22 protein-coding genes and 2 pseudogenes are annotated in these 25,199 nt (G+C 70.6%); 11 read left to right on the top strand and 13 right to left on the bottom strand.

Annotated elements, in window-relative coordinates:
- Positions 1–11: 11 nt before the first annotated feature.
- The 5 genes from ACZ4VI_RS08225 to ACZ4VI_RS08245 all read left to right on the top strand — a co-directional run bounded on the left by ACZ4VI_RS08225 (position 12) and on the right by ACZ4VI_RS08245 (position 6,526).
- The gene (locus ACZ4VI_RS08225; RefSeq protein WP_467997762.1) at positions 12–1,739 is read left to right on the top strand and encodes an RCC1 domain-containing protein; all 1,728 of its coding nucleotides are present in this window, start codon (positions 12–14) and stop codon (positions 1,737–1,739) included.
- 45 nt (positions 1,740–1,784) lie between these two features.
- Positions 1,785–3,488 carry an RCC1 domain-containing protein gene (locus ACZ4VI_RS08230; protein ID WP_467997764.1) on the top strand — a complete coding sequence of 568 codons (1,704 nt, stop codon included), beginning with the start codon at positions 1,785–1,787 and terminating at the stop codon, positions 3,486–3,488.
- Positions 3,489–3,508: 20 nt separating this feature from the next.
- Complete coding sequence (locus ACZ4VI_RS08235) at positions 3,509–5,176, top strand: RCC1 domain-containing protein (RefSeq protein WP_467997765.1); 1,668 nt, start codon at positions 3,509–3,511, stop codon at positions 5,174–5,176.
- Positions 5,177–5,286: 110 nt separating this feature from the next.
- Positions 5,287–5,994 (top strand): DUF1707 SHOCT-like domain-containing protein, encoded by a 708-nt coding sequence (locus ACZ4VI_RS08240; RefSeq protein ID WP_467997767.1) that lies wholly within the window; start codon positions 5,287–5,289, stop codon positions 5,992–5,994.
- Between the two features lie 160 nt (positions 5,995–6,154).
- Positions 6,155–6,526, top strand: coding sequence for a WhiB family transcriptional regulator (locus ACZ4VI_RS08245; RefSeq protein WP_467997769.1), 372 nt, complete (start codon positions 6,155–6,157; stop codon positions 6,524–6,526).
- Positions 6,527–6,686: 160 nt separating this feature from the next.
- Here the strand turns inward: ACZ4VI_RS08245 and glpX are convergent, their stop codons facing one another.
- Positions 6,687–7,718, bottom strand: coding sequence for a class II fructose-bisphosphatase (gene glpX, locus ACZ4VI_RS08250; RefSeq protein ID WP_376439622.1), 1,032 nt, complete (start codon positions 7,716–7,718; stop codon positions 6,687–6,689).
- A 117-nt stretch (positions 7,719–7,835) separates the two neighbouring features.
- Between glpX and ACZ4VI_RS08255 the strand changes: the two genes are divergently transcribed.
- Positions 7,836–8,369: a DUF4245 domain-containing protein gene (locus tag ACZ4VI_RS08255; RefSeq protein ID WP_467997771.1), complete on the top strand. Its 534-nt coding sequence runs from the start codon at positions 7,836–7,838 to the stop codon at positions 8,367–8,369.
- A gap of 62 nt (positions 8,370–8,431) precedes the next feature.
- On the opposite strand, the gene ACZ4VI_RS08260 is transcribed toward ACZ4VI_RS08255, so the two are convergent.
- From ACZ4VI_RS08260 to ACZ4VI_RS08275, 4 genes are all read right to left on the bottom strand, one after another.
- Entirely contained in the window at positions 8,432–9,022 is a 591-nt protein-coding gene (locus tag ACZ4VI_RS08260; RefSeq protein ID WP_467997773.1) for a malonic semialdehyde reductase, read from the bottom strand.
- Positions 9,023–9,139: 117 nt separating this feature from the next.
- A complete protein-coding gene (locus ACZ4VI_RS08265) occupies positions 9,140–9,373 on the bottom strand; it encodes an exodeoxyribonuclease VII small subunit (protein ID WP_467997774.1) in 234 nt (77 codons plus the stop codon).
- Positions 9,374–9,383: 10 nt separating this feature from the next.
- Entirely contained in the window at positions 9,384–10,604 is a 1,221-nt protein-coding gene (xseA, locus tag ACZ4VI_RS08270; protein ID WP_467997776.1) for an exodeoxyribonuclease VII large subunit, read from the bottom strand.
- 120 nt (positions 10,605–10,724) lie between these two features.
- Positions 10,725–12,068 carry an APC family permease gene (locus ACZ4VI_RS08275; protein WP_467997778.1) on the bottom strand — a complete coding sequence of 448 codons (1,344 nt, stop codon included), beginning with the start codon at positions 12,066–12,068 and terminating at the stop codon, positions 10,725–10,727.
- Between the two features lie 81 nt (positions 12,069–12,149).
- Here ACZ4VI_RS08275 and ACZ4VI_RS08280 point away from each other — a divergent pair, with 81 nt between their 5' ends.
- Both ACZ4VI_RS08280 and ppgK read left to right on the top strand, forming a co-directional pair.
- On the top strand, positions 12,150–13,154 hold the full coding sequence (locus ACZ4VI_RS08280) for a 4-hydroxy-3-methylbut-2-enyl diphosphate reductase (RefSeq protein ID WP_467997780.1): 1,005 nt from the start codon (positions 12,150–12,152) through the stop codon (positions 13,152–13,154).
- A 30-nt stretch (positions 13,155–13,184) separates the two neighbouring features.
- Positions 13,185–13,925 carry a polyphosphate--glucose phosphotransferase gene (ppgK, locus tag ACZ4VI_RS08285; RefSeq protein ID WP_467997782.1) on the top strand — a complete coding sequence of 247 codons (741 nt, stop codon included), beginning with the start codon at positions 13,185–13,187 and terminating at the stop codon, positions 13,923–13,925.
- 68 nt (positions 13,926–13,993) lie between these two features.
- Here ppgK and ACZ4VI_RS08290 read toward each other — a convergent pair whose 3' ends face one another.
- Positions 13,994–14,704 carry a DUF6542 domain-containing protein gene (locus ACZ4VI_RS08290; protein WP_467997783.1) on the bottom strand — a complete coding sequence of 237 codons (711 nt, stop codon included), beginning with the start codon at positions 14,702–14,704 and terminating at the stop codon, positions 13,994–13,996.
- Between the two features lie 173 nt (positions 14,705–14,877).
- Here ACZ4VI_RS08290 and ychF point away from each other — a divergent pair, with 173 nt between their 5' ends.
- Complete coding sequence (gene ychF / locus ACZ4VI_RS08295; RefSeq protein ID WP_467997785.1) at positions 14,878–15,966, top strand: redox-regulated ATPase YchF; 1,089 nt, start codon at positions 14,878–14,880, stop codon at positions 15,964–15,966.
- 127 nt (positions 15,967–16,093) lie between these two features.
- Here ychF and ACZ4VI_RS08300 read toward each other — a convergent pair whose 3' ends face one another.
- Together ACZ4VI_RS08300 and ACZ4VI_RS08305 are read right to left on the bottom strand one after the other, a co-directional pair.
- On the bottom strand, positions 16,094–16,486 hold the full coding sequence (locus ACZ4VI_RS08300; RefSeq protein ID WP_467997787.1) for a DNA-binding protein: 393 nt from the start codon (positions 16,484–16,486) through the stop codon (positions 16,094–16,096).
- Positions 16,486–16,737, bottom strand: a complete 252-nt coding sequence (locus ACZ4VI_RS08305) for a hypothetical protein (protein WP_467997789.1) — start codon at positions 16,735–16,737, stop codon at positions 16,486–16,488. Before ACZ4VI_RS08305 ends, ACZ4VI_RS08300 begins: the two co-directional genes overlap by 1 nt.
- 147 nt (positions 16,738–16,884) lie before the next feature.
- Between ACZ4VI_RS08305 and ACZ4VI_RS08310 the strand changes: the two genes are divergently transcribed.
- Positions 16,885–19,065, top strand: coding sequence for a DEAD/DEAH box helicase (locus ACZ4VI_RS08310; protein ID WP_467997791.1), 2,181 nt, complete (start codon positions 16,885–16,887; stop codon positions 19,063–19,065).
- 430 nt (positions 19,066–19,495) lie between these two features.
- On the opposite strand, the pseudogene ACZ4VI_RS08315 reads toward ACZ4VI_RS08310, so the two are convergent.
- The 4 genes and pseudogenes from ACZ4VI_RS08315 to ACZ4VI_RS08330 all read right to left on the bottom strand — a co-directional run.
- Positions 19,496–19,732 (bottom strand): annotated as a pseudogene (locus ACZ4VI_RS08315) (histidine kinase); the annotation flags it as partial.
- Positions 19,712–19,951, bottom strand: a pseudogene (locus ACZ4VI_RS08320) (ABC transporter ATP-binding protein); the annotation flags it as partial. The pseudogenes ACZ4VI_RS08320 and ACZ4VI_RS08315, both read right to left, overlap by 21 nt.
- Positions 19,952–20,205: 254 nt before the next feature.
- On the bottom strand, positions 20,206–20,637 hold the full coding sequence (locus tag ACZ4VI_RS08325) for an ester cyclase (RefSeq protein ID WP_467997792.1): 432 nt from the start codon (positions 20,635–20,637) through the stop codon (positions 20,206–20,208).
- 101 nt (positions 20,638–20,738) lie between these two features.
- The gene (locus ACZ4VI_RS08330; protein WP_467997794.1) at positions 20,739–21,878 is read right to left on the bottom strand and encodes a threonine synthase; all 1,140 of its coding nucleotides are present in this window, start codon (positions 21,876–21,878) and stop codon (positions 20,739–20,741) included.
- Between the two features lie 178 nt (positions 21,879–22,056).
- On the opposite strand from ACZ4VI_RS08330, the gene ACZ4VI_RS08335 reads away from it, so the two are divergent.
- Positions 22,057–23,631, top strand: coding sequence for a S8 family peptidase (locus tag ACZ4VI_RS08335; RefSeq protein WP_467997796.1), 1,575 nt, complete (start codon positions 22,057–22,059; stop codon positions 23,629–23,631).
- A gap of 60 nt (positions 23,632–23,691) precedes the next feature.
- Here ACZ4VI_RS08335 and ACZ4VI_RS08340 read toward each other — a convergent pair whose 3' ends face one another.
- Positions 23,692–25,155, bottom strand: coding sequence for a translation initiation factor 2 (locus ACZ4VI_RS08340; protein WP_467997798.1), 1,464 nt, complete (start codon positions 25,153–25,155; stop codon positions 23,692–23,694).
- Positions 25,156–25,199: the final 44 nt, after the last annotated feature.

Below are 25,199 nucleotides of genomic sequence, written 5' to 3' on the forward strand. Positions count from 1 at the left end.
GAGGACGATCGATGGAACGTGCTGTGCGCGGCGGCTCCGCCCTGCGGCGGGCCCTGGCCCTCGGTGTGGCGGGCCTGCTGTGGGTGGGCCTGGCACCCTGGGAGGCCACCGCGGGGAGGTCGGCCCTGCCCGGCAACGCGATGGCCTGGGGAGACAACGACATCGGTCAGCTGGGCGACGCGTTCTCCGCGGGCGACAGCAACCTCCCGGTCACGGTCTGCGGCACCGCCCCGTGCCCGAAGCCCCTGGACAATGTGATCGAGGCCGACGCCGGGAGCTACCACACCATCGCCCTGCGTATCACCGACGGCACGGTCTGGGCCTGGGGCGACAACACCTACGGCCAGCTCGGCGACGGCACCACCGAACTCCGGAGCGCACCTGTCCAGGTCAGCTCCCTCACCGACGTGACCGCCATCGCCGCAGGCAGCAACCACAACCTCGCCCTGCGCTCGAACGGCACGGTCTGGGCCTGGGGAGCCAACGGCAGCGGCCAGCTCGGCAACGGCACCACCACCGGCAGCAGCGTGCCCGTCCAGGTCTGCGCCGAGAACACCGAGGCCGGCTGCACCAGCTTCCTCACCGGGGTGACCGCGATCTCGGCGGGCGGTGCCCACAGCCTTGCGCTGGGCGCGGGGGGCGGTGTGCGTGCCTGGGGCTACAACGGCGAAGGCCGTCTCGGTGACGGCACCACCCAGCAGCGGCTCGTCCCTGTCCCCACCTTGCTGACCAGTGGTGTGAGGACCATGTCGGCCGGAGGTGGGCACAACCTGGCGGTGATGTCGGACGGCACGGTCCGCGCCTGGGGAGGCAACTGGACAGGGCAGTTGGGCGACGGAACCACCACGAGCCGGCCTGAACCCGTGCGCGTCTGTGCCGTGGGAACGACTGCCGGCTGCACCACCTTCCTCAGCGGTGTGGCTTCGGTCGCCGCAGGCCCGGAGCACAGCCTGGCGGTCCTTTCGGACGGCGGTGTGCGCTCCTGGGGCGACAACTTCAGTGGTCAGCTGGGCAACGGCAGCGCCCGGGGCGCAACCGACAGTCCCATCCCCGTGCGGGTGTGCGCGACGGGCACCATCGGGTTCTGCACGACGTACCTCGGTGGGGCGACCGCCGCTGCTGCCGGCTTCAGGCACAGTCTGACCCGGCAGGCCGACGGCACCGCCCGGGCATGGGGCGAGAACCTCTCGGGGCAGCTCGGCACCGGCCGCATCCCGGGGGGCGGGGAACCGGAGTACGAAACCAACCCGGTCCGCGTGTGTGCTCCCGGGCAGACCGCGCCCTGCACCCGTCTGCTCGACGGTGTCGGCACGGTCGCGGCGGGCTCCAGCCACAGTGTGGCCGTCGCCCTGCCACGCGCGGACCTGCGGGTCACGCTCACCTCGGACGCCCCCGTCGCCAACGGCGAGAACCTCACCTACACGATCACGGTCCGCAACGACGGACCGGCCGCCGCCGACAACGTGGTGCTCGACGACACCCTGCCCGGTGAAGGACGGTTCTTCAGCGCCACGTCCAGCAGGGGCAGTTGCAGCATCCTGCCGCCGTCCGGGACGTCCGACACCGTGACCTGCGCGCTGGGACGTATCGGCGGCAACGCCCAGGCCACCGCCACCATCACGGTCACGGTACGGGCCATCCCCGGAACCGTGATCACGAACAAGGCGACGGTCACGAGCAGCAACCCCGACCCGAATCCGGGCAACAGCACCGCGACCCTCCAGACGACGGTGAGCTGAGCGGTGTCGACACGGCGCACGAGAGGACGATTGATGAGACGTGGGTTGAGAAGTGCCGCAGCCGTCGGAATGGCGGCCCTGCTGTGGGCCGGCCTGTCCCCGGGTACGGGCGCCGCCGTGGGCGCGTACGCGGCAGGCAGGGCGCCCGATCCCGGTGTGGCGGTCGCCTGGGGGAACGACGACTCGGGTCGGCTCGGCCGCGGGGTCGGTTCGGGGCTGAGCACCACCCCGGTCACCGTCTGCGGCGGCGCCGCCTGCGCCGACTCCCTGGACAACGTGGTCGCGGTGGAGGCGGGATCCGGCCACGGGGTGGCCCTGCGTGACGACGGTACGGTCTGGACCTGGGGGTACAACCAGTACGGACAGCTCGGCGACGGCACCAACAACGCGCGGACCACGCCGGCACAGGTCCCCTCCCTGACGGATGTGACCGCGATCGCCGCGGGCGGTAACCACACGCTCGCGCTCAAGCGGGACGGCACCGTCTTCGCGTGGGGTCGCAACAACGCGGGCCAGCTGGGCGACGGCACCACCACCGACCGGCCCTCGCCTGTGCGGGTGAACTGCAATCCGGAACTGGGGTGCTTCGGTGCTCTGGATCGCCAGGCCGCCATCGCCGCCGGCGACGAGCACAGCCTCGCCATGAACGTGAGGGGCCACGTGAGTGCCTGGGGCGGCAACGCCTTCGGGCAGTTGGGCGACGGCACCACCACCGACCGGCCCTCACCCGTTCCGGTCTGCGTTTTCGTGAGCACCGAATACGGGTGCTTCCCCCTCGTGGCGACCGGAATCGACGGGGGCGGCTCCCACAGCCTTGCGGCGGTGAGCGACGGCACGGCCTCGGCCTGGGGACGCAACGACAGGGGTCAGCTCGGCGACGGCACCACGACCGACAGGAGTGAACCTGTTCAGGTCTGCGCTGTGGGAACGACCGCGGGCTGCACGAGCTTCCTCACCGGGGTGAGCAGCGTCGCCGCGGGCGGCTTCCACAGCCTGGCGGTGCAGTCCGGCGGCGTGCGCAGCTGGGGATACAACGGTTCCGGGCAGTTGGGTGACGGCACTACAACCGACCGGTACACGCCCGTCCGGGTCTGCGGGACGGGAACGACCGTCGGCTGCACCGCGTACCTCGGTGGCGTCAACCAGGTGTCCGCGGGCGCCTTCTTCAGCCTCAGCCGGCAGGCCGACGGCACGGCCCGCGCCTGGGGCATGAACACCTTCGGTCAGTTGGGCGACGGAACCCAGACGACCCGGACCACACCCGTCCGCGTCTGCGCCTCCGGGCAGACGGCGCCGTGCGGCCGTCTCCTCGATGGCGTGGGCACCGTCGCTGCGGGCTCCGACTTCGGCCTGGCGATCGCCCGGCCGCGCGCCGACGTACGGATCGCGATCAGCGCGGACGAACCCGTGGCGAACGGCGAGACCCTGACCTACACGGTCACGGTCCGCAACGACGGGCCGACCGCCGCCGACGGCGTCACGGTCACCAGCGCGCTGCCGACCCAGAGCGGCTTCGTCAGCGCCACACCCAGCAGGGGCAGTTGCACCGGCCCGCCCGCCGGCACCTCCGGCACCGTGACCTGCTCGCTCGGCAGGGTCGGCGCCAATATCCAGGCCACCGCGACCATCAGGGTCACGGTCACCGCCCAGGCAGGGACCATGCTCACCAACGCCGTGTCGGTGAGCACGAGCACGCCCGACCCCAAGCAGGTCAACAACACCGCGACGCTCCGGACGCCGGTGAGCTGATGCGTACGAGAGGACGATCGATGAGACGTGGGTTGAGGCGGGCCCTGGCCGCGGGGCTGACCGTGCTGCTGTGGGCGGGAGTGTCCCCAGGGGAGGCGGTCGCGGACAGGGCGGCCGAGCCCGGCACCGTGATGGCCTGGGGAGACAACGAAGGGATCGGTGACGGGGACGGGACCACCACGACACCGGTACAGGTATGCGGCAAAGCCCCGTGCCCCAAGCCTCTGGACAACGTGATCGCCGTCGAGGGCGGCGGGGGCCACAGCGTGGCCCTGAGCGCGGAGAACGGCACCGTCTGGACCTGGGGCGAGAACGGCACCGGCCAGCTGGGCGACGGCACCACCATCGGGCGGAGCGCGCCGGTACAGGTCGGCGGCCTCGAGAACGTGACCGCCATCGCCGCGGGATTGTATCACACCCTCGCGCTGCGCTCGGACGGAACGGTCTGGGCATGGGGACGCGGGGGCAACGGTCAACTCGGCCACGGCACGACCGACTACAGCCTGGTGCCTGTCCAGGTCTGCGCCGAGAACACCGGCGCCGGCTGCACCAGCTTCCTCACCGGTGTGACCGCCATCGCCGCAGGCGGTGAGCACAGCTTCGCACTGGTCGCGGGAGGCGGTGTGCGCGCCTGGGGATACAACCGCTGGGGTCAGCTCGGCGACGGCACCACCCAGAACCGGCTCGTACCGGTCCCCAACTCGCTGACGAGCGGCGTGCGGAGCATCGCAGCGGGAGACATTCACAGCCTGGCGGCCATGACGGACGGCACGGTCCGCGCCTGGGGCTACAACTTCTACGGTGCGGTCGGCGACGGCACCGGCACCAACAGAACCACGCCCGTGCGGGTCTGCGCGGTCGGAACGACCGGGGGCTGCACCAGCTTCCTCGGCGGAGTGGCCTCGGTCACCGCCGGCGAACACCACAGTCTGGCGGTGCTGTCCGACGGCGGCGTCCGCACGTGGGGCAACAACATCTATGGCGCGCTCGGCGACGGCACCAGCACCAGCAGAAGCACGCCCGTGCGGGTCTGCGCGACGGGAACGACTTCGCCATGCACCGCGTTCCTCGGCGGCGTCGTCGCCGCTGATGCCGGGCGACGGCACAATGTGACCCGGCAGGGCGACGGAACCGCACGAGGCTGGGGCGAGAACGCCGGCAACGTGGGCGACGGGACCTCTACGACCAAGTTCACCCCGGCCCGGGTGTGCGCTCCCGGGCAGACCGCACCGTGCACCCGCCTGCTGGAGGGCGTAGGTGCCATCGCCGCGGGCGGCCTCCACAGCCTGGCCATCGTCCGGCTCCGTGCCGACCTGCGCGTCACGATGACCTCGGACGCGCCCGTGGCGAACGGCGAGGACCTGACGTACACGATCACGGTCCGCAACGACGGCCCGACCGCCGCCGACAACGTGGTGCTCGACGACAGCCTGCCCGGCGAGGGTCGGTTCGTCAGTGCCACGCCGAGCAGGGGCAGTTGCAGCGTCCTTCCGCCCGTCGGCTCCTCCGACACCGTGACCTGCGCCCTGGGCCGGATCGGCGGCAACGCGCAGGCCACCGTGAGCATCAGGGTCACGGTCCGGGCGACGCCGGGAACCACGATCTCCAACACGGCGACGGCCACCAGCAGTACGCCCGACCCGAACCAGGGCAACAACACCGCAACCCTGCAGACGACGGTGAGTTGACCCTCTCCGAGCCCTCTCCGGCCCGCCCGAGGGCCGGAGAGGGCTTCTTCATGTACGGCTTCGGCCGCGCCCCCTAGTCGCGATCTATCGCGTTTCGCTAGTCTGGGGCCGTGGACCTCGAAAAGCAGCCCCAGAAGCCGGTCGCCCCCGCCGAGCCCGCCCCCGCCCCCGTCGCTCCGGCTCCGGGGGATTCCCTGCGGGCCTCGGACGCCGACCGGGACCGGATCGCGGACATCCTCCGGGACGCGCTGGCCGAGGGGCGGATCGACGCCGAGGAGCACTCCGAGCGCATCGACGCCGTCTATCGCGCCAAGACCGTGGGCGAACTCGAGCCGATCGTCCGCGACCTGCCCGCGGGGAACCGCGCCCGCCGGGAGCCCGAGCCGGCCCACGCGTACGGCCCCGACGACACCTCGGGCCCCGCCGACAACCTGGTCGCCGTCTTCTCCAGCACCACCCGCAAGGGCCGATGGCGCGTGGGTCGCAGGACCAATGCGTTCTCGCTCTTCGGCAACATCGAGATCGACCTGACCGAGGCGCTCTTCGCCCAGCGGCTGACCACCATCAACGCCACCTCGATCTTCGGCAACGTCGAGGTGCGCGTCCCGGAGAACATCAGCCTGCGGGGCAACGGCACGGGCATCTTCGGCAATTTCGAGGTCGTGACCATGGAGGCCGCCGACCCGCAGGCCCCGGTGGTCGTGATCAACGGCTACTCGGTCTTCGGCAACGTCGAGGCCAGGCCCAAGCGCGGCAAGTGGATCACGGACCTGCAGAACCAGGTGCACGACAAACTGCGCAAGCACCTCGGTCACTGAACCGGTTCACCGGCCCCGACCTGGGGTGACGGAGTGACCGGATTCCGCCCCTCGGGTTCCGCACTCCGGAACTCGGCGGCACGCAGTGCATAGGCGCGCGCACAGCGGGTAGGGCTGCTGCATCGTCTCTCGCTCGCGAAGCCGTCGTCAGGAGTAGACCGTGCTGCAACCGCCGCATCAGCCCCTGCGGGTCGCCGCCGTCCCGCCCCAGCGTGCCCCCGCTCGGGAGGACGAGGCCGGCCCCTGGCACACGGAGGCGGTGTGCCGCCGGGACGAAGCCGGACTGTTCTTCGCCCCCTCCAAGGAGCCCACCGCCTCGCGGCTCTCACGGGAGGAGGCCGCCAAGCAGGTCTGTGCCCGCTGCCCCGTGATGGTCGAGTGCCGGGAGCACGCGCTGCTCCAGCCGGAGCCGTACGGCGTGTGGGGCGGGCTCACCGCGGCCGAGCGCCGCGTCGTGCTCGCCCGGCGCAGGCGGCGCGAGGTGGAGCTCAAGAAGGCCGCGGCACCGGACCGGATCGCCGCGGCGGGCTGAGCCGCCACGCGCCTTTCGACGTCGGCCGTACGGGAAGGGGCGCCCCCACCGCACAGGGGGCGCCCCTCTCCTCGTACCGCTTCCGGGCGTTGCTTCTGCTCGGCCGGGTGCTCCTTGGCCGGGGTGCTAATTGGCCCGGTGCTCCTTGGCCGGGTTCGGGTTACTTGGCCCGGTCGAAGTCGATCTTGCTGTACGCGCGGAGCTTCGACAGCCGGTGCGTGGAGTCGATCTGGCGGATCGTGCCGGACTTCGAGCGCATCACCAGTGACGACGTGGTCGCGGTCTCCGAGCGGTAGCGGACGCCGCGCAGCAGCTCGCCGTCCGTGATGCCGGTGGCGACGAAGAACACGTTCTCACCGCTGACCAGGTCGTTCGTGGAGAGCACGCGGTCCAGGTCGTGCCCGGCGTCGATCGCCTTCTGGCGCTCGGCCTCGTCCTTGGGCCACAGCTTGCCCTGGATGACACCGCCCAGGCACTTGATGGCGCAGGCCGAGATGATGCCCTCGGGCGTGCCGCCGATGCCGAGCAGCAGGTCCACGCCGGTGCCCTCGCGGACGGCCATGATCGAGCCCGCGACGTCACCGTCCGTGATGAACTTGATCCGGGCGCCGGTCTCGCGGATCTCCTTGACGATGCCCTCGTGGCGCGGGCGGTCCAGGATCACGACGGTGACGTCCTCGGGGGACATGTTCTTGGCCTTGGCGACCCGGCGGATGTTCACCGAGACGGGGGCGTTGATGTCGACGAAGTCGGCGGCCTCGGGGCCGGTGACCAGCTTGTCCATGTAGAAGACCGCGGACGGGTCGAACATGGTGCCGCGGTCGGCGGCGGCCAGGACGGCGATCGCGTTGGGCATGCCCTTGGCGTTCAGCGTGGTGCCGTCGATCGGGTCGACGGCGATGTCGACCTCGGCGCCGGTCCCGTCACCGACCCGCTCGCCGTTGAACAGCATCGGGGCTTCGTCCTTCTCGCCCTCGCCGATGACGACGACGCCGTTCATCGAGACGGTCGAGATGAGCGTCCGCATCGCGTTGACCGCGGCGCCGTCCGCGCCGATCTTGTCGCCACGCCCGACCCAGCGGCCGGCCGCCATGGCGGCGGCCTCGGTGACGCGGACCAGCTCGAGGGCGAGGTTGCGGTCGGGGGCCTCGGGGGAGACCTCGAGCTCGGACGGCAGGGAATGCTCGGTCATCGGAGCGCACCTTTCTGTACGGCGACGGCCGGAATAAAGAGGGTGGTGCGACTCTATCGGTACGTCGACAAATTGAGCAGAGGGGCCCACGTATGAGCACAACACCATGATGCGACCATGGTGGGCGTGGCAGGTATGCGAGGCAGGCAGACGGTACGCGGGATGTTCCAGTCCCTGGCGGTGATCTTGGCCGCCGCGGGCGTGATGTATCTCTTCATCCCGCACGACGAGAACGCGAACCCGGTCAAGACCAAGGACTACCGGGTCGAGCTGGTGACGGCCCAGCGGGTCGCCCCGTACGAGGTGCTGGCCCCCGAGGGCTTGGGGGAGGGCTGGAGGGCGACCGTCGTCTCGTACAAGCGCGAGCAGAACGACGCCTGGCAGCTGGGCTTCCTCGACCCCGACACGCAGTACGTGGCGCTCCACCAGTCGACGGCGGAGCCGGAGAAGTACGTCCCCAAGGTCACCCAGCAGGCCAAGGACACCGGGAAGACGCAGACGGTGGCCGGTCAGGTCTGGCAGCGCTGGGAGGGCCCGAAGTACGACGCCCTGGTGCGCACGCACGGCGGCGCGACGACGGTCGTGACCGGGACGGCCTCGTTCGAGCGGCTGGCCGAGATGGCGGGCGCGCTGCAGGCGAAGAAGGCGTAGTAAACGTACGCGGAAGCCCCCGGACTCCTGGAGTCCGGGGGCTTTCACGTACGCGACGTGGGTCAGACGGTGGTGACGACCTCGTCGTAGGCCAGGCGCGGGGAGCGCGGGAACCAGGCGTCCTCGCCCGGCTTGCCGATGTTGACGACCATCAGCGGGGTGTGGTCGTCGTCCAGGAACTCCTTCTGGAGGCCGGCGAAGTCCAGACCGGTCATCGGGCCTGCGGCCAGGCCGGCGGCGCGGACGCCGACGATGAAGTACGCGGCCTGGAGGGCGGCGTTGAGCAGGGCCGAGCCCTCACGGGCCGGGCGCTCGGCGAAGAACATGTCCTTGGCCTGCGGGAAGTGCGGCAGCAGGCTCGGGAGCTCCTCGTGGAACTCGTTGTCGGCGGAGAGGATCGCGACCAGCGGGGCGGTGGCGGTCTTCGCCTGGTTGCCCTCGGCCATGTGCTTGACCAGGCGCTCACGGGCCTCGGGGGAGCGGACCAGGGTGATGCGCAGCGGGGTCTGGTTGAAGGCGGTCGGCCCGTACTTGACGAGGTCGTAGATCGCCTGGACCTGCTCGTCGGTCACCGGCTCGTCGGTGAAGGTGTTGGCGGTGCGGGCCTCGCGGAAAAGGAGGTCCTGGGCGGCGGGGTCAAGGGCGAGGGACATGCTGCGTACCTTCCGACTGCAGGTGGTTTCAAGCGATGCCATCACCGTACGACGGTGATTGGTGAACTTTCAACCATCTCAACCGGATAGTGATCCGCTTCACATCTCCCCGGTCTGCTACTCAGCCTCTTCGGCCTCGTCGCCGTCCTCGGGAGCGGACAGCGCGGCGTCGAGCCGGGCGCGCGCTCCCTCCAGCCAACGCCGGCACACCTTCGCCAATTCCTCGCCACGCTCCCAGAGCGCGAGGGACTCCTCCAGGGTCGTCCCGCCCGTCTCAAGACGGCGAACGACCTCGATCAGCTCGTCGCGTGCCTGCTCGTACCCGAGCGCCTCTTCCGTGGTGGCTGCCATGGGAACCACCCTATGCGCCGGGTCCGACAACGCGCCGTACCGTGAACTCGCCCGCCGCGACCCGCGCCCGCAGCTCCTCGTCCACCGCGACCTCCTCGGGGGACCGCACGACCGCCCCGTCCGCCCGCTGGAGCACGGCGTACCCCCGCTCCATCGTCGCGGCCGGCGACAGCGCCCGGACGCGCGCCCGGGTGTGCGAGAGCTCCGAGTCCGCCCGGTCCAGCAGATGCCCGAGGGTCCGCCGGCTGCGCGCGAGCAGCGCGTCCAGCTCGTCCTCGCGTAGCTCCACCATCCGCTGCGGATGCTCCATGACCGGCCGCGCGAGCGCGTGCGCGAGCCCGCGCTCCTCCCGGTCGAGCAGCCCCCGCACCGTCCGCAGCGCCCGGTCGCGCAGCGCCTGCACCCGGTCCAGCTCCTCGCCGACGTCCGGTACGACCTTCTTGGCTGCGTCGGTCGGCGTGGAGGCGCGCAGGTCGGCGACGAGGTCGAGCAGCGGCGAGTCCGGTTCGTGGCCGATCGCCGAGACCACCGGCGTACGGCACTCGGCGACGGCCCTGATCAGCTGCTCGTCCGAGAACGGCAGCAGATCCTCGACGCTGCCGCCGCCCCGGGCCACGATGATCACGTCCACCCCGTCGTGCGCGTCCAGCTCCTTCACGGCCTGGACGACCTGGGGCACGGCCCTCACCCCCTGCACGGCCACGTTCCGCACCTCGAAGCGGACGGCCGGCCAGCGGCGCCGCGCGTTTTCCAGGACGTCCCGCTCGGCGGCGGAGGCGCGGCCGACGACGAGGCCCACGAGCTGGGGCAGGAAGGGCAGCGGCTTCTTGCGGTCGAGCGCGAAGAGCCCCTCGGCGCCCAGGCTCCGCTTGAGCTGCTCCAGGCGGGCCAGCAGCTCCCCGATGCCGACCGGCCTGATCTCCACCGCCCGCATCGACAGCTGCCCGCGCGGCGCGTACCACTCGGGCTTGGCGTGCACGACGACGCGGGCGCCCTCGGAGACGACGTCGGCGACGGCGTCGAAGACCTGGCGGTAGCAGGTCACGCCGATGGAGATGTCGTACGAGGGATCGCGCAGCGTCAGGAAGACGACCCCGGCGCCGGGCCGCCGCGACAACTGCGTGATCTGCCCCTCGACCCACACGGCACCGAGCCGGTCGATCCACCCCCCGATCAACCGGGAGACCTCCCCGACGGGCAGCGGCGCTTCGGCGGACGTATTGAGACCCATGCGACCGAGACTAGCGGCGGGCACGGACACCGCCCTTGTGCACAGGGGCCTTGCCGGGGCGCCGCACCCCGGTTGTGCCCACCCGTTCCGCCATGCGGAACGTTTGCCCACAACCGGGGCTCAAGGGCTCCGAGTCGCACCCTGCACGGCCAGGACCACCAGCCCCACGCCCAGCCAGATCACGCCCACCACCTGCGCCGACACCGTCGCCTCCGCGATCACCGCGATCAGGATCGCCGCCCCCACCACCGGCATCACCACATGCCGGAGCCAGTGCGGCGGCCCCGCCATCTGCCGTACCGCGAACCACCCCACCACGCTCGCGTGCAGCAGCACGAAGGCCGTCAGCGCCCCGATGTCGACCACCGACACCAGGTGGTCCAGGCCGTCGTCCCGCTGGGCCGCCCACACCGCCGCCACCATCGTCACCGCCGCCGCGAGCAGCAGCGCCACCCGCGGCACCCCCGAGTCCGTACGGCCGAGCAGATGAGGCAGCCGCCGCTCCCGGCCCATGGCGAAGAGCAGCCGGCCCGCCGCCGCCTGCCCCGCGAGCGCCGCGAACGCCGCGCCGACCGCCTTCGACACCGCCACCAGGTCGTGCAGCCAGGTCCCCACGGACGTGTCCACCGCGTCATAGAAGGCCGAGCCCTGCAGCGACGGATCCGCCGCCAGCTCGGCCGACGACAGCGGTTCGAGGAGCGACACCAGATACGTCTGCGCCACGAACAGCGCGCCCGCGAGCGCCAGGCAGAACAGCACGGCCCGCGCCACCTTCTCCGAGCCCCCGGTGACCTCCTCCGCGAACGAGGCGATCGCGTCGAAGCCGAGGTACGACAGCACGGCCACCGACACCGCGCCCAGCACGGCCGCCATCGAGAACGTCCCGTCCCCGGCCAGCGGTGACCACCACTCGCGCCGCGCCCCGTCCCGTACGAGTACGACCACCGCCGACACCACGAACACCAGCAGCACCACGATCTCCATGGCGAGGACCGCGAAGCCGACCCGGGCCGCCGCCCGGACCCCCCACAGGTTGAGCAGCGTCGTGACGACCACCGCGATCGCCGTCCACACCCACCGGTCCACCTCCGGAACCAGCGCCTCCATCGCGATGCCCGAGAAGAGGTAGGCCACGGCCGGGATCAGCATGTAGTCGAGCATCGCCATCCACCCGGCGATGAACCCCGGCCCCTCGCCCAGACCTTTGCGGGCGTACGTGAAGACCGAGCCGGCGAGCGGGGCGACCCGCACCATCTGCGCGTAGCTGAAAGCGGTGAACGCCATCGCGACGGTCGCGACGACGTAGACGAGTGCCACCGCGCCGTGCGACTTCGCGTCCAGCGTGCCGAAGATGCCGACGGGGGCCATGGGCGCGATGAAGAGCAGCCCGTAGACGACAAGGTCGCGGAACCCCAGGGTCCGCCGCAGTCCGGTGTGCGCTGCCACCTGTGCTTCCTCGGCCATGCGCCCCAGTCTCGGCCACGTTCTCGATCACTCGCCGCACCGACGCGGCCGTAGCGGGCCGGGGTACGACGCGGCCTTACGATGGGACGCATGACTGCGACGCCCGCGACCAACCGCCCGAAGCGTGTCCTCCTCGCCGCTCCCCGCGGCTACTGCGCGGGCGTGGACCGTGCCGTGATCGCCGTGGAGAAGGCCCTGGAGCAGTACGGCGCGCCGATCTACGTACGCCACGAGATCGTGCACAACAAGTACGTCGTGCAGACCCTGGAGCGGAAGGGCGCGATCTTCGTCGACCAGGCGACCGAGGTGCCGCCGGGAAACATCGTGATGTTCTCCGCGCACGGCGTGGCCCCGACCGTGCACGAGGAGGCCCGCCAGGGCCGCCTCAAGACCATCGACGCGACCTGCCCGCTGGTCACGAAGGTGCACAAGGAGGCCGTGCGGTTCGCCAAGGAGGACTTCGACATCCTCCTGATCGGCCACGAGGGCCACGAGGAGGTCATCGGCACCTCTGGCGAGGCCCCCGACCACATCCAGCTCGTCGACGGCCCCGAGGACGTGGCGAAGGTCGAGGTCCGTGACCCGTCCAGGGTCGTCTGGCTCTCCCAGACCACGCTCTCCGTCGACGAGACGATGGAGACGGTGGACGCGCTGAAGGAGAAGTTCCCGCAGCTGATCTCCCCGCCGTCCGACGACATCTGCTACGCCACGCAGAACCGGCAGCTGGCCATCAAGGAGCTCGCCGGCCAGGCGGAGCTGGTGATCGTCGTCGGCTCGAAGAACTCCTCGAACTCGATCCGTATGGTCGAGGTCGCCAAGCAGGCCGGCGTCCCGGCCGCGTACCTGGTCGACTTCGCGAGCGAGATCGACGAGGCCTGGCTGGAGGGCGTCACCTCGGTCGGCCTGTCGTCGGGCGCCTCGGTCCCGGACGTCCTCGTCCAGGAGGTCCTGGAGTGGCTCGGCGAGCGCGGCTATGCGGACGTGGAGATCGTCAAGACGGCCGACGAGTCGCTGACCTTCTCGCTCCCCAAGGAGCTCCGCAACAAGGACCTGCGCGCGGAGGCGGCCAAGCTCGTCAAGGAGTAACTGTCGGCGTCTGCCCGTAACGTTGGGTCCATGAACGTCTTCGGAGTGGACATCGGCGGCTCGGGCATCAAGGGCGCTCCCGTGGACCTGGAGCGCGGTGAGCTGGCCGAGCCCCGCCACAAGGTACTGACCCCGCAGCCCGCCACACCCGACGGTGTGGCGGGCTGCGTCGTCGAGGTCGTGGAGAGCTTCGGCTGGTCGGGCCCGGTGGGTGTCACCTTCCCGGGTGTCGTCACCGGCTCCACGATCCGTACGGCCGCGAACGTCGACAAGGCGTGGATCGGCATGGACGCGGGCAAGCTGCTTTCCGGCCGGCTCGACGGCCTCCCGGTGACGATCCTGAATGACGCGGACGCGGCCGGGATCGCCGAGATGACGTTCGGCGCGGGCCGGGGCCGTACGGGCACGGTGATCCTGCTGACGCTCGGTACGGGCATCGGCTCGGCGCTCTTCGTGGACGGCCGCCTCGTGCCGAACACGGAGCTGGGCCACCTGGAGCTGAAGGGCCACGACGCGGAGAAGCGTGCCTCGACGAAGGCCAAGGAGGACGAGGACCTCAGCTGGGAACACTGGGCGACGCGGCGCCTGCAGAAGTACCTGGCGCACGTGGAGATGCTGTTCTCGCCGGAGCTGTTCATCATCGGCGGCGGAGTGAGCCGGAAGGCGGACAGGTTCCTGCCGCTGCTCGAGGGCATCAGGGCGGAGATCGTCCCGGCGGAACTGGAGAACAACGCGGGGATCGTGGGAGCGGCGATGGCGGCGGGGCGGTAGCCCGCGGGGCGGCGGGCGGGTCTGGGGCGCGGGTGCAGGTGCAGGTGGGGCCGGGGCGGCGAGAGGGGTTACGGAGCGGGGCGCCGGACGGCCTGGGGCGCCGCGCCGGACCTGCCCCCGCCCCCAGAGCCACTCCCGGCCCCACCTGCACCCGCACCCGCACCCGCACCCGCCCCCCCACTCCCACCCGCCGCCCTCGCGGCGGCGAGGCGCTGGCGGCGGCCCATGTCACGCACCTTCCGGACGCTGGTGATCAGCCCGGCGACGAGCGTGCCGCCGTACAGCCACCCGGCGTGCACGGCGAGGGCGGTGACGACGGCCATCGCCTGCCCGCCGAAGCCACCGCTACCGCCGGAGATCGGGATGACCCCGACGGCGAAGGCGATGGGCACGCTGATCGGGGCCGTGACCAGGTCGGCGGTACGGACCCAGAGCGCGGTCAGGGCGCTGACCGGCAGGAAGAGCAGGCCGAAGACGACAGGGGAGCCGTCGAGGATCAGCCGGTCGAGGAAGCCGAGCACCAGCATGGTGGCGGAGGCGAAGAGCCCGGCGCCGAGACCGGTCAGCCTCGGGTTGGGCAGCCGCCGCAGGGCCAATACGACGGGCGGTACGGGGCGTCGTACGGGCACGGTCGCCCGTTCGACCCGGCCGCTGCCGGGACGCCCCGGGCGGGCGGCGACGCGGTAGACGGCGGCGCCCTCCACGAGCGCGCCGGGCGGCGTGAGGGGCGTTTGCGGCCGTCGGCGGCCTTGCGGCTGACTTGTCCTGTGCTGCTCCACTACACCAACGTAGGTCGGGAAGGGGCGGGGGACCGGCACAGGACACGCCCTTTGGGTGACGTAGCCGTCGAGAACGGCCGAAGGTCGGCGTCGCAGGCCGGTTCGGACCCCCCGTAAACTGGGGGATCGGCCCACCCACCGCACCCCCATCCGTACTCCAGGAAGTCGCCACCGTGTCGCTCACGATCGGAATCGTCGGTCTGCCGAATGTCGGCAAGTCGACCCTGTTCAACGCCCTGACCAAGAACGACGTCCTGGCGGCCAACTACCCGTTCGCCACGATCGAGCCGAACGTCGGCGTCGTCGGTGTCCCCGACGCCCGCCTGACGAAGCTGGCGGAGATCTTCGGCTCGCAGCGGATCCTGCCGGCGACGGTCGACTTCGTGGACATCGCGGGCATCGTCCGCGGCGCGAGCGAGGGCGAGGGCCTGGGCAACAAGTTCCTGGCGAACATCCGCGAGTCGGACGCGATCTGCCAGGTCATCCGCGCCTTCAAGGACGAGAACGTCGTGCACGTCGACGGCAAGGTCTCGCCGAAGGACGACATCGAGACGATCAACACCGAGCTGATCCTCGCCGACCTGCAGACGATCGAGAAGGTCCTGCCGCGCCTGCAGAAGGAGTCGCGGATCAAGAAGGACGTGGCCCCGAAGGTCGCGGCGGTCGAGGCGGCGAAGGACATCCTGGAGCGCGGCGACACGCTGTTCTCGCAGGGCATCGTCCAGGACTCCGGCAACGAGGAGCTCCTCCACGACCTCCACCTCTTGACGACCAAGCCCTTCCTCTACGTCTTCAACGTGGACGAGGACGAGCTGACGGACGACTCCTTCAAGGACGAGCAGCGCGCGCTGGTCGCCCCGGCCGAGGCGATCTTCCTCAACGCCAAGCTGGAGCAGGACCTGGCCGAGCTGGACGAGGAGGACGCCATGGAGCTCCTCCAGTCCGTCGGCGCCGAGGAGCCCGGCCTGGCGACCCTGGCCCGCGTCGGCTTCGACACCCTGGGCCTCCAGACCTACCTGACGGCCGGCCCGAAGGAAGCCCGCGCCTGGACGATCAAGAAGGGCGCGACGGCCCCCGAGGCGGCCGGCGTGATCCACACGGACTTCCAGAAGGGCTTCATCAAGGCCGAGGTCATCTCCTTCGCCGACCTCGTCGAAACGGGCTCGGTGGCCGACGCCCGCGCGGCAGGCAAGGCCCGCATGGAGGGCAAGGAGTACGTCATGCAGGACGGCGACGTGGTGGAGTTCCGCTTCAACGTCTGACGCTATGTCAATATCTGTGCCCGACTCGCCTGTTGGCGGGTCGGGCGCAGATGTCTGTCCGCGGTGAGTCCTCGATCCCGCGATGCGGTGACAGCGTTTGGTCGGACGGCGTGGGGGCGACACGGTCTCAGACCTGGACGACCTCCACGGAAGGGCCGCACAGGAGTGTCAGGTCCTCGGGGTCGGAGGTGAGGACGGTAACCGGCTGGGGCGCGTTGCGGGCGATGGCGGCGAGAGCGGCATCGATGGCGTACTTGTGGCCGTGAAGGTGATGGGGGCGAAGGAGGACGGCGGCCTGGTCGGTGATCTCCTTGGTGACGTCGTGAACGTCGACGCGGGAGAGGACCCACTTGATGCGGGCCGGGTGGATGCGCTCGTAGTCGGCCTCAAGCGTGGTCATGGCGCTGGTGGCGACGCGGACGCCCTCCTCCGACGCCGCCTGGACCAGAGCCACGACGGTGCGGTCCTTGCGGTAGAGCTTCGAGAGTCCTTCGCTGTCGAGCAGGAGGATGCCGGGCATCAGGCGGCGGCCCCGCCGGCCTGCCGGTGGTCGTGGCGCAGCAGCGCCCGGGCGGCCTCGACCTCCTGGCGGGTGAGAGCTTCGTTGTCGGTCTCGAAGTCGGCGACGATCTCCCGCAGCTTGTCCATGGCGACCCTCTGTTCGAGAGCATCGGCGACGTAGGCGGAGAAACCGCCGGGCCCGACATGGGCGCGTACGGCCTCGGCGAGATCCTCGGGCAGGCTGATCGAATACTTCCTACTACCGCTCATGGTGCCGATCCTACCGGCGGTCGTAAGCCTGGGGGGTGTGAATGACTGACCCGAGGTTCGATCGGTCCACAGGGAGCTGCGAACGCCCGTCGAGGCCGGGTGTGGGCGGTGGGAAGATGCCGGGAGGGCCAGAGAGGGGCGGGAAGCGTGGGGCGTGGCGAGCGGGACACAGTCGCGAGGGGAGCGCGACTGTGTGAGGCGGCGCAGGCAGTGGTCGGTGACCACGGAAGGGCAGTGGAGGAGGTAAGGGCGGCACTGAAGCCGATCCACGATGCGGCGGTGAAGCAGGAGCTCGACGCCATTCCCGTCGCCCGGCTGCAGGACGTCACCGAAGGGCGGCTGCGGCTGGGGAGCGTCGAGAAGAGCGGACTGCGCACCCTGGGCAGTGTTCTCGAAGCGGGTCCCTACCGGCTGCGGCAGATTCCCGGTGTCGGGCAGCGCACCGTCGACCAGATGCTCGCCGCCGCCCGCAGGCTCTCCGAGGCTGTGCACGAGACCGTGGCCGTCCACATCGACGTGGACCGGCCGGAACCGCGCACCACCGCGCTCGTCATGGCCCTGCACGTCCTGGTGGAGGCCGGCCCGGACGCCCGGCGTGCGGTCGACAAGGCCACCGTCCTGGCGGAACGGCTCGGTCCGCTGCTGGCCGACGCTAGGCCCGCCGCCGGAAGGGTCCGGATGCTGCTGGCCGGCCGGGAGAAGAAGGCTCGCGCGTGGGCGGCGGTCGCCGAGACCCGGTCGCTGGTGGACGAGGCGGAGCGGGCCGGCCTGCCCGAGCTGCTCGCCCAGGCGTCGGTGGACCTGCTCCGGGGGCTCTCGTCCGACGTCGCGGCCTGGGTGGACTTCGAACTCCGCTCCGCCGAGTACTACAGCCTGCTCGCCGAGATCTCCGGGCGGCTGCCGGACGCGGCTGCCGCGGAGGGCTTTCTGCCGGACGAGATCGCGGAGCGGGTACGGACCCAGCACCTCGACGACACGCACCGGCGGGTCTCCCTGCGCGGTTACCAGGCATTCGGCGCACGTTTCGCGCTTGCGCAGCGCAAGGTGATACTCGGCGACGAGATGGGCCTCGGGAAGACCATCCAGGCGATCGCCGTCCTCGCCCACCTGGCAGCCGAGGGGCAGAGTCACTTCATGGTCGTCTGCCCGGCGAGCGTTCTCGTGAACTGGACTCGGGAGATCGAGGCCCGAAGCGCCCTTCGCGTCATGGTGCTCCACGGCCCCGACCGGCACTACGCGTTCGCCGACTGGAAGGGGCGGGGCGGGGTGGGGGTGACCACGTTCGACGCACTGCGCGGATTTCCGGCGCCGGGCGGCGGGGAGGTCGGACTCCTCGTCGTCGACGAAGCGCACTCCGTGAAGAACCCGAAGACCAAGCGGTCTCAGTCGGTCGCCCTGTGGACAGAGCGTTGTGAGCGCAGCCTCTTCATGACCGGAACCCCGATGGAGAACCGGGTGGTGGAGTTCCGCAACTTGGTCCAGATGCTCGATGGCGATGTCGCGGACTCCCTCGGTGAACGGGACGCGTTGGCCGGATCGGTCGCCTTCCGCAAGGCTGTGGCCCCGGTCTATCTGCGGCGCAACCAGGAGGACGTGCTGACGGAACTCCCGAGCCTTCAGCAGACCGACGAGTGGGAGGAGCTGAGTGCTTCGGACGAGGAGGCGTACCGCGAAGCCGTGCGCGCGGGCAACTTCATGGCCATGCGCAGGGCCGCGTACATGCGCCCCGAGAAGTCGGCCAAGCTGGACCGGCTCCGGGAGATCGTTCAGGAGGCCAGCGAGAACGGGCAGAAGACGGTGGTCTTCTCCAACTTCAAGGACGTACTGGGCGTGGTGAAGGAGGCCCTCGCGGCCGAAACCGCCAGGGCCACTCCGGTGTTCGGTCCGCTGACCGGCGGCGTCCCGGCCCAGCGTCGCCAGGAGATCGTCGACGACTTCGCCGGTGTCCAGGGCCCGGCGGTGCTCCTAGGACAGATCCAGGCAGCGGGCGTCGGCCTCAACATGCAGGCCGCCTCCGTCGTCGTCATCTGCGAACCCCAGATCAAGCCGACCATCGAACATCAGGCGGTGGCCCGGGCCCACCGTATGGGCCAGGTCAGGCCGGTTCGCGTGCACCGTCTCCTCGCCACCCGAGGCGTGGACGAACGCATGGTGAAGATGCTGGAAACCAAGACGCGCCTGTTCGATGCCTATGCCCGCCGCAGCGCCGTGGCCGAAGCCACCCCGGACGCGGTCGACGTGTCGGACACCGAGCTGGCACGTCGGATCGTCGAGGAGGAACAGGCACGTCTGGGTATGACGGACGAGAGGCCCACGTCATCCGAGTGAGGGTGTCCTCCGGTCCGCAGCCAGTCCGCAGGACACTCGTAAACGGCCGTCGAGAGCCAACGCATGCCAACGAGGAAATCCCAGGTCAGAGCCCTGGAGGGGGCTCCGCCGCGGGTCAGGATCAGATCCCAGACATTCCGCTTCAACGTGTAGTGCCTGACGCATCACGACGTCGCTGATCTGGTAAACGCGCAGGTCATAAGGGGTCCGACTCTTCGGGGTCCGGCCCCTGGTCTATCCCGTGCTGGGATGGCGGTCGGCTCCCGCGCGGTTGAGCGTGAGCTGCGCGTTCCTGAGGTCGAGGGCGCGGCGGCAGGGGCTCGTGCGGGCGGTTTCAGGCGGGTCGGGCGGGGGCCCGTGGAGCAGTTCGGCGCGTTCTCGCAGGCCGATCAGGCCCTGGCGGGAGCTGGGCAGGGCTACGGCCGGGCGGTTCGGTTTCCTTGCCGCCGGAGGCGCGGAGCAGGGTGACCATGTGGCGGAGTTCGTCCAGGGTGTCCACGCTCAGTGGGCGGATGGTGCGGGCGGCCTCGCGGGCATCGGGGTCCTTGGAGGCGACCTGTAGGGCCCCGGCCTGTACGGCGATGAGGCTGACCTGGTGGGAGACCACGTCGTGCATCTCGCGGGCCAGCTGGGCCCGTTCACGGGCGAGCACGATCAGGGCCAGCAGGATGGTGGCGATCGTGTCGCCGGACGAGAGCCGGTCGACCAGTGCCTTCGTGGCCAGTGGCTGGAGCAGCCCGCCGGCCGCTCCTGCCGGCGCCAGCAGCAGAACGAGTGCCACGGCCCACCGGTGTGGGCGTACATACCCGTACAGCGTCTTGAGCGTCTCGCGGACGAGGGGGGAGCCGGCACCCGTCGCCTCCCGGGCGGATGCGCCGCTCGCCACCAGCCTGGGAGACGGGACGCTTCTCCGGCATGCGGCGATCGTCGGGTGGACCCCCGCCGAGTGGCTGGAATGCGAGCCCAGCGCGGCGAAGTCGAGTACCGGTCGTCGGAGGCCCCCACCGTGACGTCGGAGGAGGTTGTGGCCGACTTGCCGAAGGTGGAGGCGCTCATCGGGCTCGCGAAAAGGGTGTCGTGTGCGTTCCGCTTCAACGTCGCAGGTCGGAAGAGGTCGGGCTCTTGTCGGATCCGGCCGGCTCACGCCTCCGGGAGCAGGCCCAGTTGGTCCAGGAACTGCATCTGGTCGTAGTAGAGGCGGTAGCTCTGGATCCGGCCGTCCTTGACCGTCGCGAAGTCGACGCCACGGATGCGGACGTCCTTGCCTGTCGGCGGCAGAGTCTCCCCTGTGGGGAGCAGGATCGGGCCCGTGTTCCTGCCGCTGAAGGTGCCCTCGTCGATGGCCGTGTCACCGATCTCGTACTGGTTCAGGGGCTCGTACGCGGACTCCGGTTCCGCTTCGGTCATCGTGCGCCACTGCTCGACGATGGCCTCGCGTCCCCGCACCTCGCCCACGTCCGGGAAGTACGCCACCGCGTCCTCCGCGTACAGGTCCGCGACGACCTCGAGGTCCGGGTTCTTCGTGGTCAGTGCATCCGTCAGGCGGTCCATGACCGCGCGCGCCTCTCCCATGATCCACCTCCGTGGTTCGGATCCTGGTGATCTGCTTTGTCCGGTTCTCCCTATTTTCTCATCGTCGCGCCATGGCCGAGAGTCGGCGCCCGCCGAGTCCTTCAAGACCGGCTCAGGCCCGTCTTCGCTCCCGCCCCGCACAGCGGTACGACGGTCAGGCCCGGGCGCGGGGCCGTCGCGCGTACGGCGGCCCAGCAGGCCACGCCCGTCGATTCGACGAACAGCCCGCGCCGTGCCAGGTCCACCTGTGCGGTGTGGAGTTGACCCTCCGTCACCGTGAGGAAGGTCCCGCCGGTCGCCCGTACCGCCCGCAGGATCTGCGCGGCGCGGGGTGGGTTCGGGATCGCGATGCCCTCGGCGATCGTGGGGCGCACGGGCGCGGGGGCGGTCGTGAGGAGTTCGTCGGCGCCCGCGTGGAACGCCGCTGCCAGCGGAGACACGGCTTCGGCCTGTACGGCGACCAGGGCGGGGCGGGTGTCGACGAGCCCGTGGCCGTACAGCTCCTCGATCGCCAGCGCGGCGCCCAGGAGGAGCGTGCCGTTGCCGACCGGGACGACGACGGTGTCCGGGAGCCGGCCGCCCAGGTCCTCCCAGAGCTCGTACACGTACGTCTTCGTGCCGTGCAGGAAGTGCGGGTTGTACACGTGCGAGGCGTAGAACGTGCCGGGCTCGTCGGCCGCGGCGCGGGCCGCCCGCGCGGTGGCCTCGCGGTCGCCGGGCACGAGGGTCAGCCGTGCTCCGTGCGCCCTGATCTGCTCCAGCTTCTTGGCGGACGTGGCCTCCGGTACGTACACGACGCAGTCGAGGCCCGCCCGTGCGCAGTACGCGGCGATCGCCGTGCCCGCGTTGCCGCTGCTGTCGGCGAGGACGCGGCTGACGCGGCTCGGGGAGAGCCGGCGGGCGAGCTCGGCGAGCATGACCGCGCCCCGGTCCTTGAAGGACAACGTCGGCATGAGGAAGTCGAGTTTGGCCGAAACATGGTCGTCGAGGGGGACGAGCGGGGTGCGGCCCTCGCCGAGCGTCACCCCCGGGGCCCCGGTCGCCGGGGCGGCCAGCGGCAGCGCCTCTTCGTAACGCCACAATGAATTCACACGTGACGCAAGGGACTTGAGTGACATCGGCGCGCTCGTGAAATCGAGGTCCCAGGGGCCGCGGCATCGCGGACAACACCAGGTGAGGGCATCCGCGGGGGAGCGAACCCGGCATCGGGGACACACGTAGGCCGTCATGGGCGCCAGCATGGCAGCTGTGTGGCACACGCGTTACGGGGCGCTCGGGACTCTTGTGGGATTCCTATGGATCAGTCAATCTTTCGCTCGGCAGCCGCTTGTGCGAAACGGCGTGGACACCTCATGTCGTCTTGACATGTGCCTGCCATTCCCCCACAGCAGCGCACCACCAATGAGGAGGATCCCTCACATGTCAGTGATGCGTGACTCGCGGCGCAGACTCGCCGCGGCCAGCGCCATAGCCGTCGCCGCCCTCGCTCTCGGCACCGCCGCCACCTTCCCCGCCGCCGCGGCCGAGTCCGCTCCCGAAGGCGTCATCCAGAACGCCGGTGCCCCCGGGACGATCGAGGGCAGCTACATCGTCACCCTGAAGGAGTCCGCCCCGGCGGAGACCTCGAAGGGCCGGGCGGTCGCGGCCAAGCACGGCGCCACGATCAAGAAGACGTACACCTCGGCGCTCAACGGCTACAACGTCGAACTCTCCGAGGCGCAGGCGAAGAAGCTCGCCGCCGACCCCGCGGTGGCCGCCGTCGTGCAGAACCGCGTCTTCACGGTCACGGGCACCCAGCCCTCCCCGCCGTCCTGGGGCCTGGACCGGATCGACCAGCGGGCCCTCCCGCTGAACCAGAGCTACTCCTACCCGGACAGCGCCGGCACGGGCGTGACGGCGTACATCATCGACACCGGTGTACGGATCTCGCACAGCGACTTCGGCGGCCGGGCGTTCAACGGCTACGACGCCATCGACAACGACAACGTCGCCCAGGACGGCCACGGCCACGGCACGCACGTCGCCGGCACCGTCGCGGGATCCTCCTACGGTGTCGCGAAGAAGGCCAAGATCGTCGGTGTCCGCGTGCTCAACAACCAGGGCTCCGGTACGACCGCGCAGGTCGTCGCCGGTATCGACTGGGTGACGCGGAACGCGGTCAAGCCGGCCGTCGCCAACATGAGCCTCGGCGGTGGCATCGACTCGGCCCTCGACACGGCCGTGCGCAACTCGATCGCCTCCGGCGTCACCTACGCCGTGGCCGCGGGCAACGACAACTCCAACGCCTCCAACTACTCGCCTGCGCGCGTCTCCGAAGCCATCACGGTCGGCTCCACGACCAGCAGCGACGCCCGCTCCAGCTTCTCCAACTACGGCAGCGTGCTGGACATTTTCGCCCCGGGCTCCTCCATCACCTCGGCCTGGAACAGCAGCGACACCGCCACCAACACCATCTCCGGTACGTCGATGGCGACCCCGCACGTCGCGGGCGCCGCTGCCGTCTACCTCGGCGACAACCCGACCGCGACCCCGGCCGCCGTTTCGACCGCGCTCACCAACGCCGCCACCTCGGGCGTGGTGACGAACCCCGGCACCGGCTCCCCGAACAGGCTCCTCTTCGTCGGCGGCGGCACCACCCCGCCGCCCACCGGTCCGCGCTTCGAGAACACCGCGGACTACGCCATCGCCGACCACTCGACCGTCGAGTCCCCGATCACGGTCAGCGGCGTCGCGGGCAACGCCCCCTCCGGCCTCCAGGTGCCTGTGAACATCGTTCACACGTACATCGGTGACCTTCAGGTCCAGCTGATCGCTCCCGACGGTACGGCGTACACGCTGAAGGGGTACGGAACCGGCGGCAGCTCCGACAACATCAACACCACGTACACGGTCAACGCCTCCTCCGAGGTCGCGAACGGCACGTGGAAGCTGCGGGTCAGCGACAACGCGAGCATCGACACCGGGAAGATCGACTCCTGGGCGCTGCAGTTCTGACGTGAGTGAAAGGTGAGGGGCGGTCGCCGGCTTGCTTCGGCGGCCGCCCCTTCGTCTGCGTCAGGGTGAGCCGAGAAGCGCGTCCATGGTCTCCTTGGGGAGGGCCGGGTTCGCGGCCGCCTCCCTGGACAACTCCTCGTCTTCAAGGAGTTGAAGAAGTCGCTGTTGCGGGAGAGCGGGATTGCGGGCCGCCCCGGCACGCACGCGTGCGTCCGGATCCCGCGTGAGCGCGTCGGCGAGGGCCGGGTGCAACTCCGGGTCCAGCGTGGCGAGAAGACGTACGGCGGGGTCCTCCGCCGCTCCGAAGCGGGCCCCGAGCCCGGCGACCGGGAACCGCGGCAGGCCGAGGAGGCGGTCGCGGCGACTCCCTTCGTACTCCAGATAGCAGCGCAGGAGCAGCTGAGGCGGTGCCTCCGGGTGGTGCTGCGCGAGGAGGACGCGTACGCCGAGGTCGTCGTCGGCGGCGAGCAGTTCGACGAGCTCGGTGGGTAGTTCGGGGTTGTACGCGACACGGCGGCGCAGCAGGGGATGGGCCGAGTGCGCGTAGGACAGCGGCGCCCGGTAGGGATCCACTCCAAGCCAATGGACCTCCTCCGGTTCGACGACGTAGTCGATGGCGGCCCGCTCGGCCTCGGTCAGTTCGGGCCGTACGGAGACGGCGGTACGGACACCGGGGTCCGGGTCGCGTGCAAGGAGGTCCACGAGCTCGCGGGGGAGGTCCGCCCGCCGCGCGACCTCACAGCGCGTCTTGGCGTCGCCGACGCGGGCGACGTGCGCGACGACGTCCGGCGGGGTGCTGTAGTTGTGCGCGAGACACCACAGGTCGTCGTCCCGGCGCTCCTGGAGGAGCTCCTCGACGACGGCCCGGGAGAGCCGGCAGTTCACGAGGATGTGGCTGTGGGCGTGCGAACTCGTCCCGGGGAGCGCGCGCAGCTGACGCTCCATCTCCTCCGCGTCGTCCTCCGCCGCCCTACGCTCGGCGGAGGTGCGGACGTCCGGGTGCGGGTCGGAGAGCAGTGCCGCGCGCCGCTCGTCGGACAGAGAGCGCCACACCGCCGTCGCGTTCCGTCGCAAGGACGCCATGGGGTGCGTGGCGTGTGCGACGTAGGTGCCGGGCGGGATCTGGCCGGAGGAGACCAGTGACCATAGGTGGTCGTTCTCGTACGTCGTGAACATCCGGTCGATCACCCAGTCCGGCAGATAGCGGGGCCATGCCGCCAGCCCCGGACCGTCCGCCAGCATGGCCCGCACGAACCAGTTGTCGTCGTCGACCAGCCGCCCGCGCACCTCCCCCTCCACATGTGGGTTGCGGGCGAAAGCCCGCCGTACCAGGGCCTCCGGATGCGCGAGGATCGCTTCCACCACCTCGTCCGGGAACGCCTGCCGCGATCGGCACAGAGCGGAGATCACGGCGCCGTCCTCGGAGTCGAGCAGCCGCAGGAGTACGTCGACGGGCGCGGCCGGGTTGAGCGCGAGCCCCTCCAGAGCCGCGCTCGCCGGTGTCCCGATCGTCGTGGATGTCACCCGTATACCGCCCCCACCCCTGGAACACGTACGATGCGCGCCCG

This window comes from Streptomyces sp. NPDC029169 (assembly GCF_055563935.1).

Coding starts and splice junctions, on each gene's coding strand:
- ACZ4VI_RS08225 (WP_467997762.1), top strand. CDS start 12: ATGGAACGTGCTGTGCGCGGCGGCTCCGCCCTGCGGCGGGCCCTGGCC.
- ACZ4VI_RS08235 (WP_467997765.1), top strand. CDS start 3,509: ATGAGACGTGGGTTGAGGCGGGCCCTGGCCGCGGGGCTGACCGTGCTG.
- glpX (WP_376439622.1), bottom strand. CDS start 7,718: ATGACCGAGCATTCCCTGCCGTCCGAGCTCGAGGTCTCCCCCGAGGCC.
- ACZ4VI_RS08255 (WP_467997771.1), top strand. CDS start 7,836: ATGGTGGGCGTGGCAGGTATGCGAGGCAGGCAGACGGTACGCGGGATG.
- ACZ4VI_RS08260 (WP_467997773.1), bottom strand. CDS start 9,022: ATGTCCCTCGCCCTTGACCCCGCCGCCCAGGACCTCCTTTTCCGCGAG.
- ACZ4VI_RS08265 (WP_467997774.1), bottom strand. CDS start 9,373: ATGGCAGCCACCACGGAAGAGGCGCTCGGGTACGAGCAGGCACGCGAC.
- xseA (WP_467997776.1), bottom strand. CDS start 10,604: ATGGGTCTCAATACGTCCGCCGAAGCGCCGCTGCCCGTCGGGGAGGTC.
- ACZ4VI_RS08275 (WP_467997778.1), bottom strand. CDS start 12,068: ATGGCCGAGGAAGCACAGGTGGCAGCGCACACCGGACTGCGGCGGACC.
- ACZ4VI_RS08280 (WP_467997780.1), top strand. CDS start 12,150: ATGGGACGCATGACTGCGACGCCCGCGACCAACCGCCCGAAGCGTGTC.
- ppgK (WP_467997782.1), top strand. CDS start 13,185: ATGAACGTCTTCGGAGTGGACATCGGCGGCTCGGGCATCAAGGGCGCT.
- ACZ4VI_RS08300 (WP_467997787.1), bottom strand. CDS start 16,486: ATGCCCGGCATCCTCCTGCTCGACAGCGAAGGACTCTCGAAGCTCTAC.
- ACZ4VI_RS08305 (WP_467997789.1), bottom strand. CDS start 16,737: ATGAGCGGTAGTAGGAAGTATTCGATCAGCCTGCCCGAGGATCTCGCC.
- ACZ4VI_RS08325 (WP_467997792.1), bottom strand. CDS start 20,637: ATGGGAGAGGCGCGCGCGGTCATGGACCGCCTGACGGATGCACTGACC.
- ACZ4VI_RS08330 (WP_467997794.1), bottom strand. CDS start 21,878: ATGCTGGCGCCCATGACGGCCTACGTGTGTCCCCGATGCCGGGTTCGC.
- ACZ4VI_RS08335 (WP_467997796.1), top strand. CDS start 22,057: ATGTCAGTGATGCGTGACTCGCGGCGCAGACTCGCCGCGGCCAGCGCC.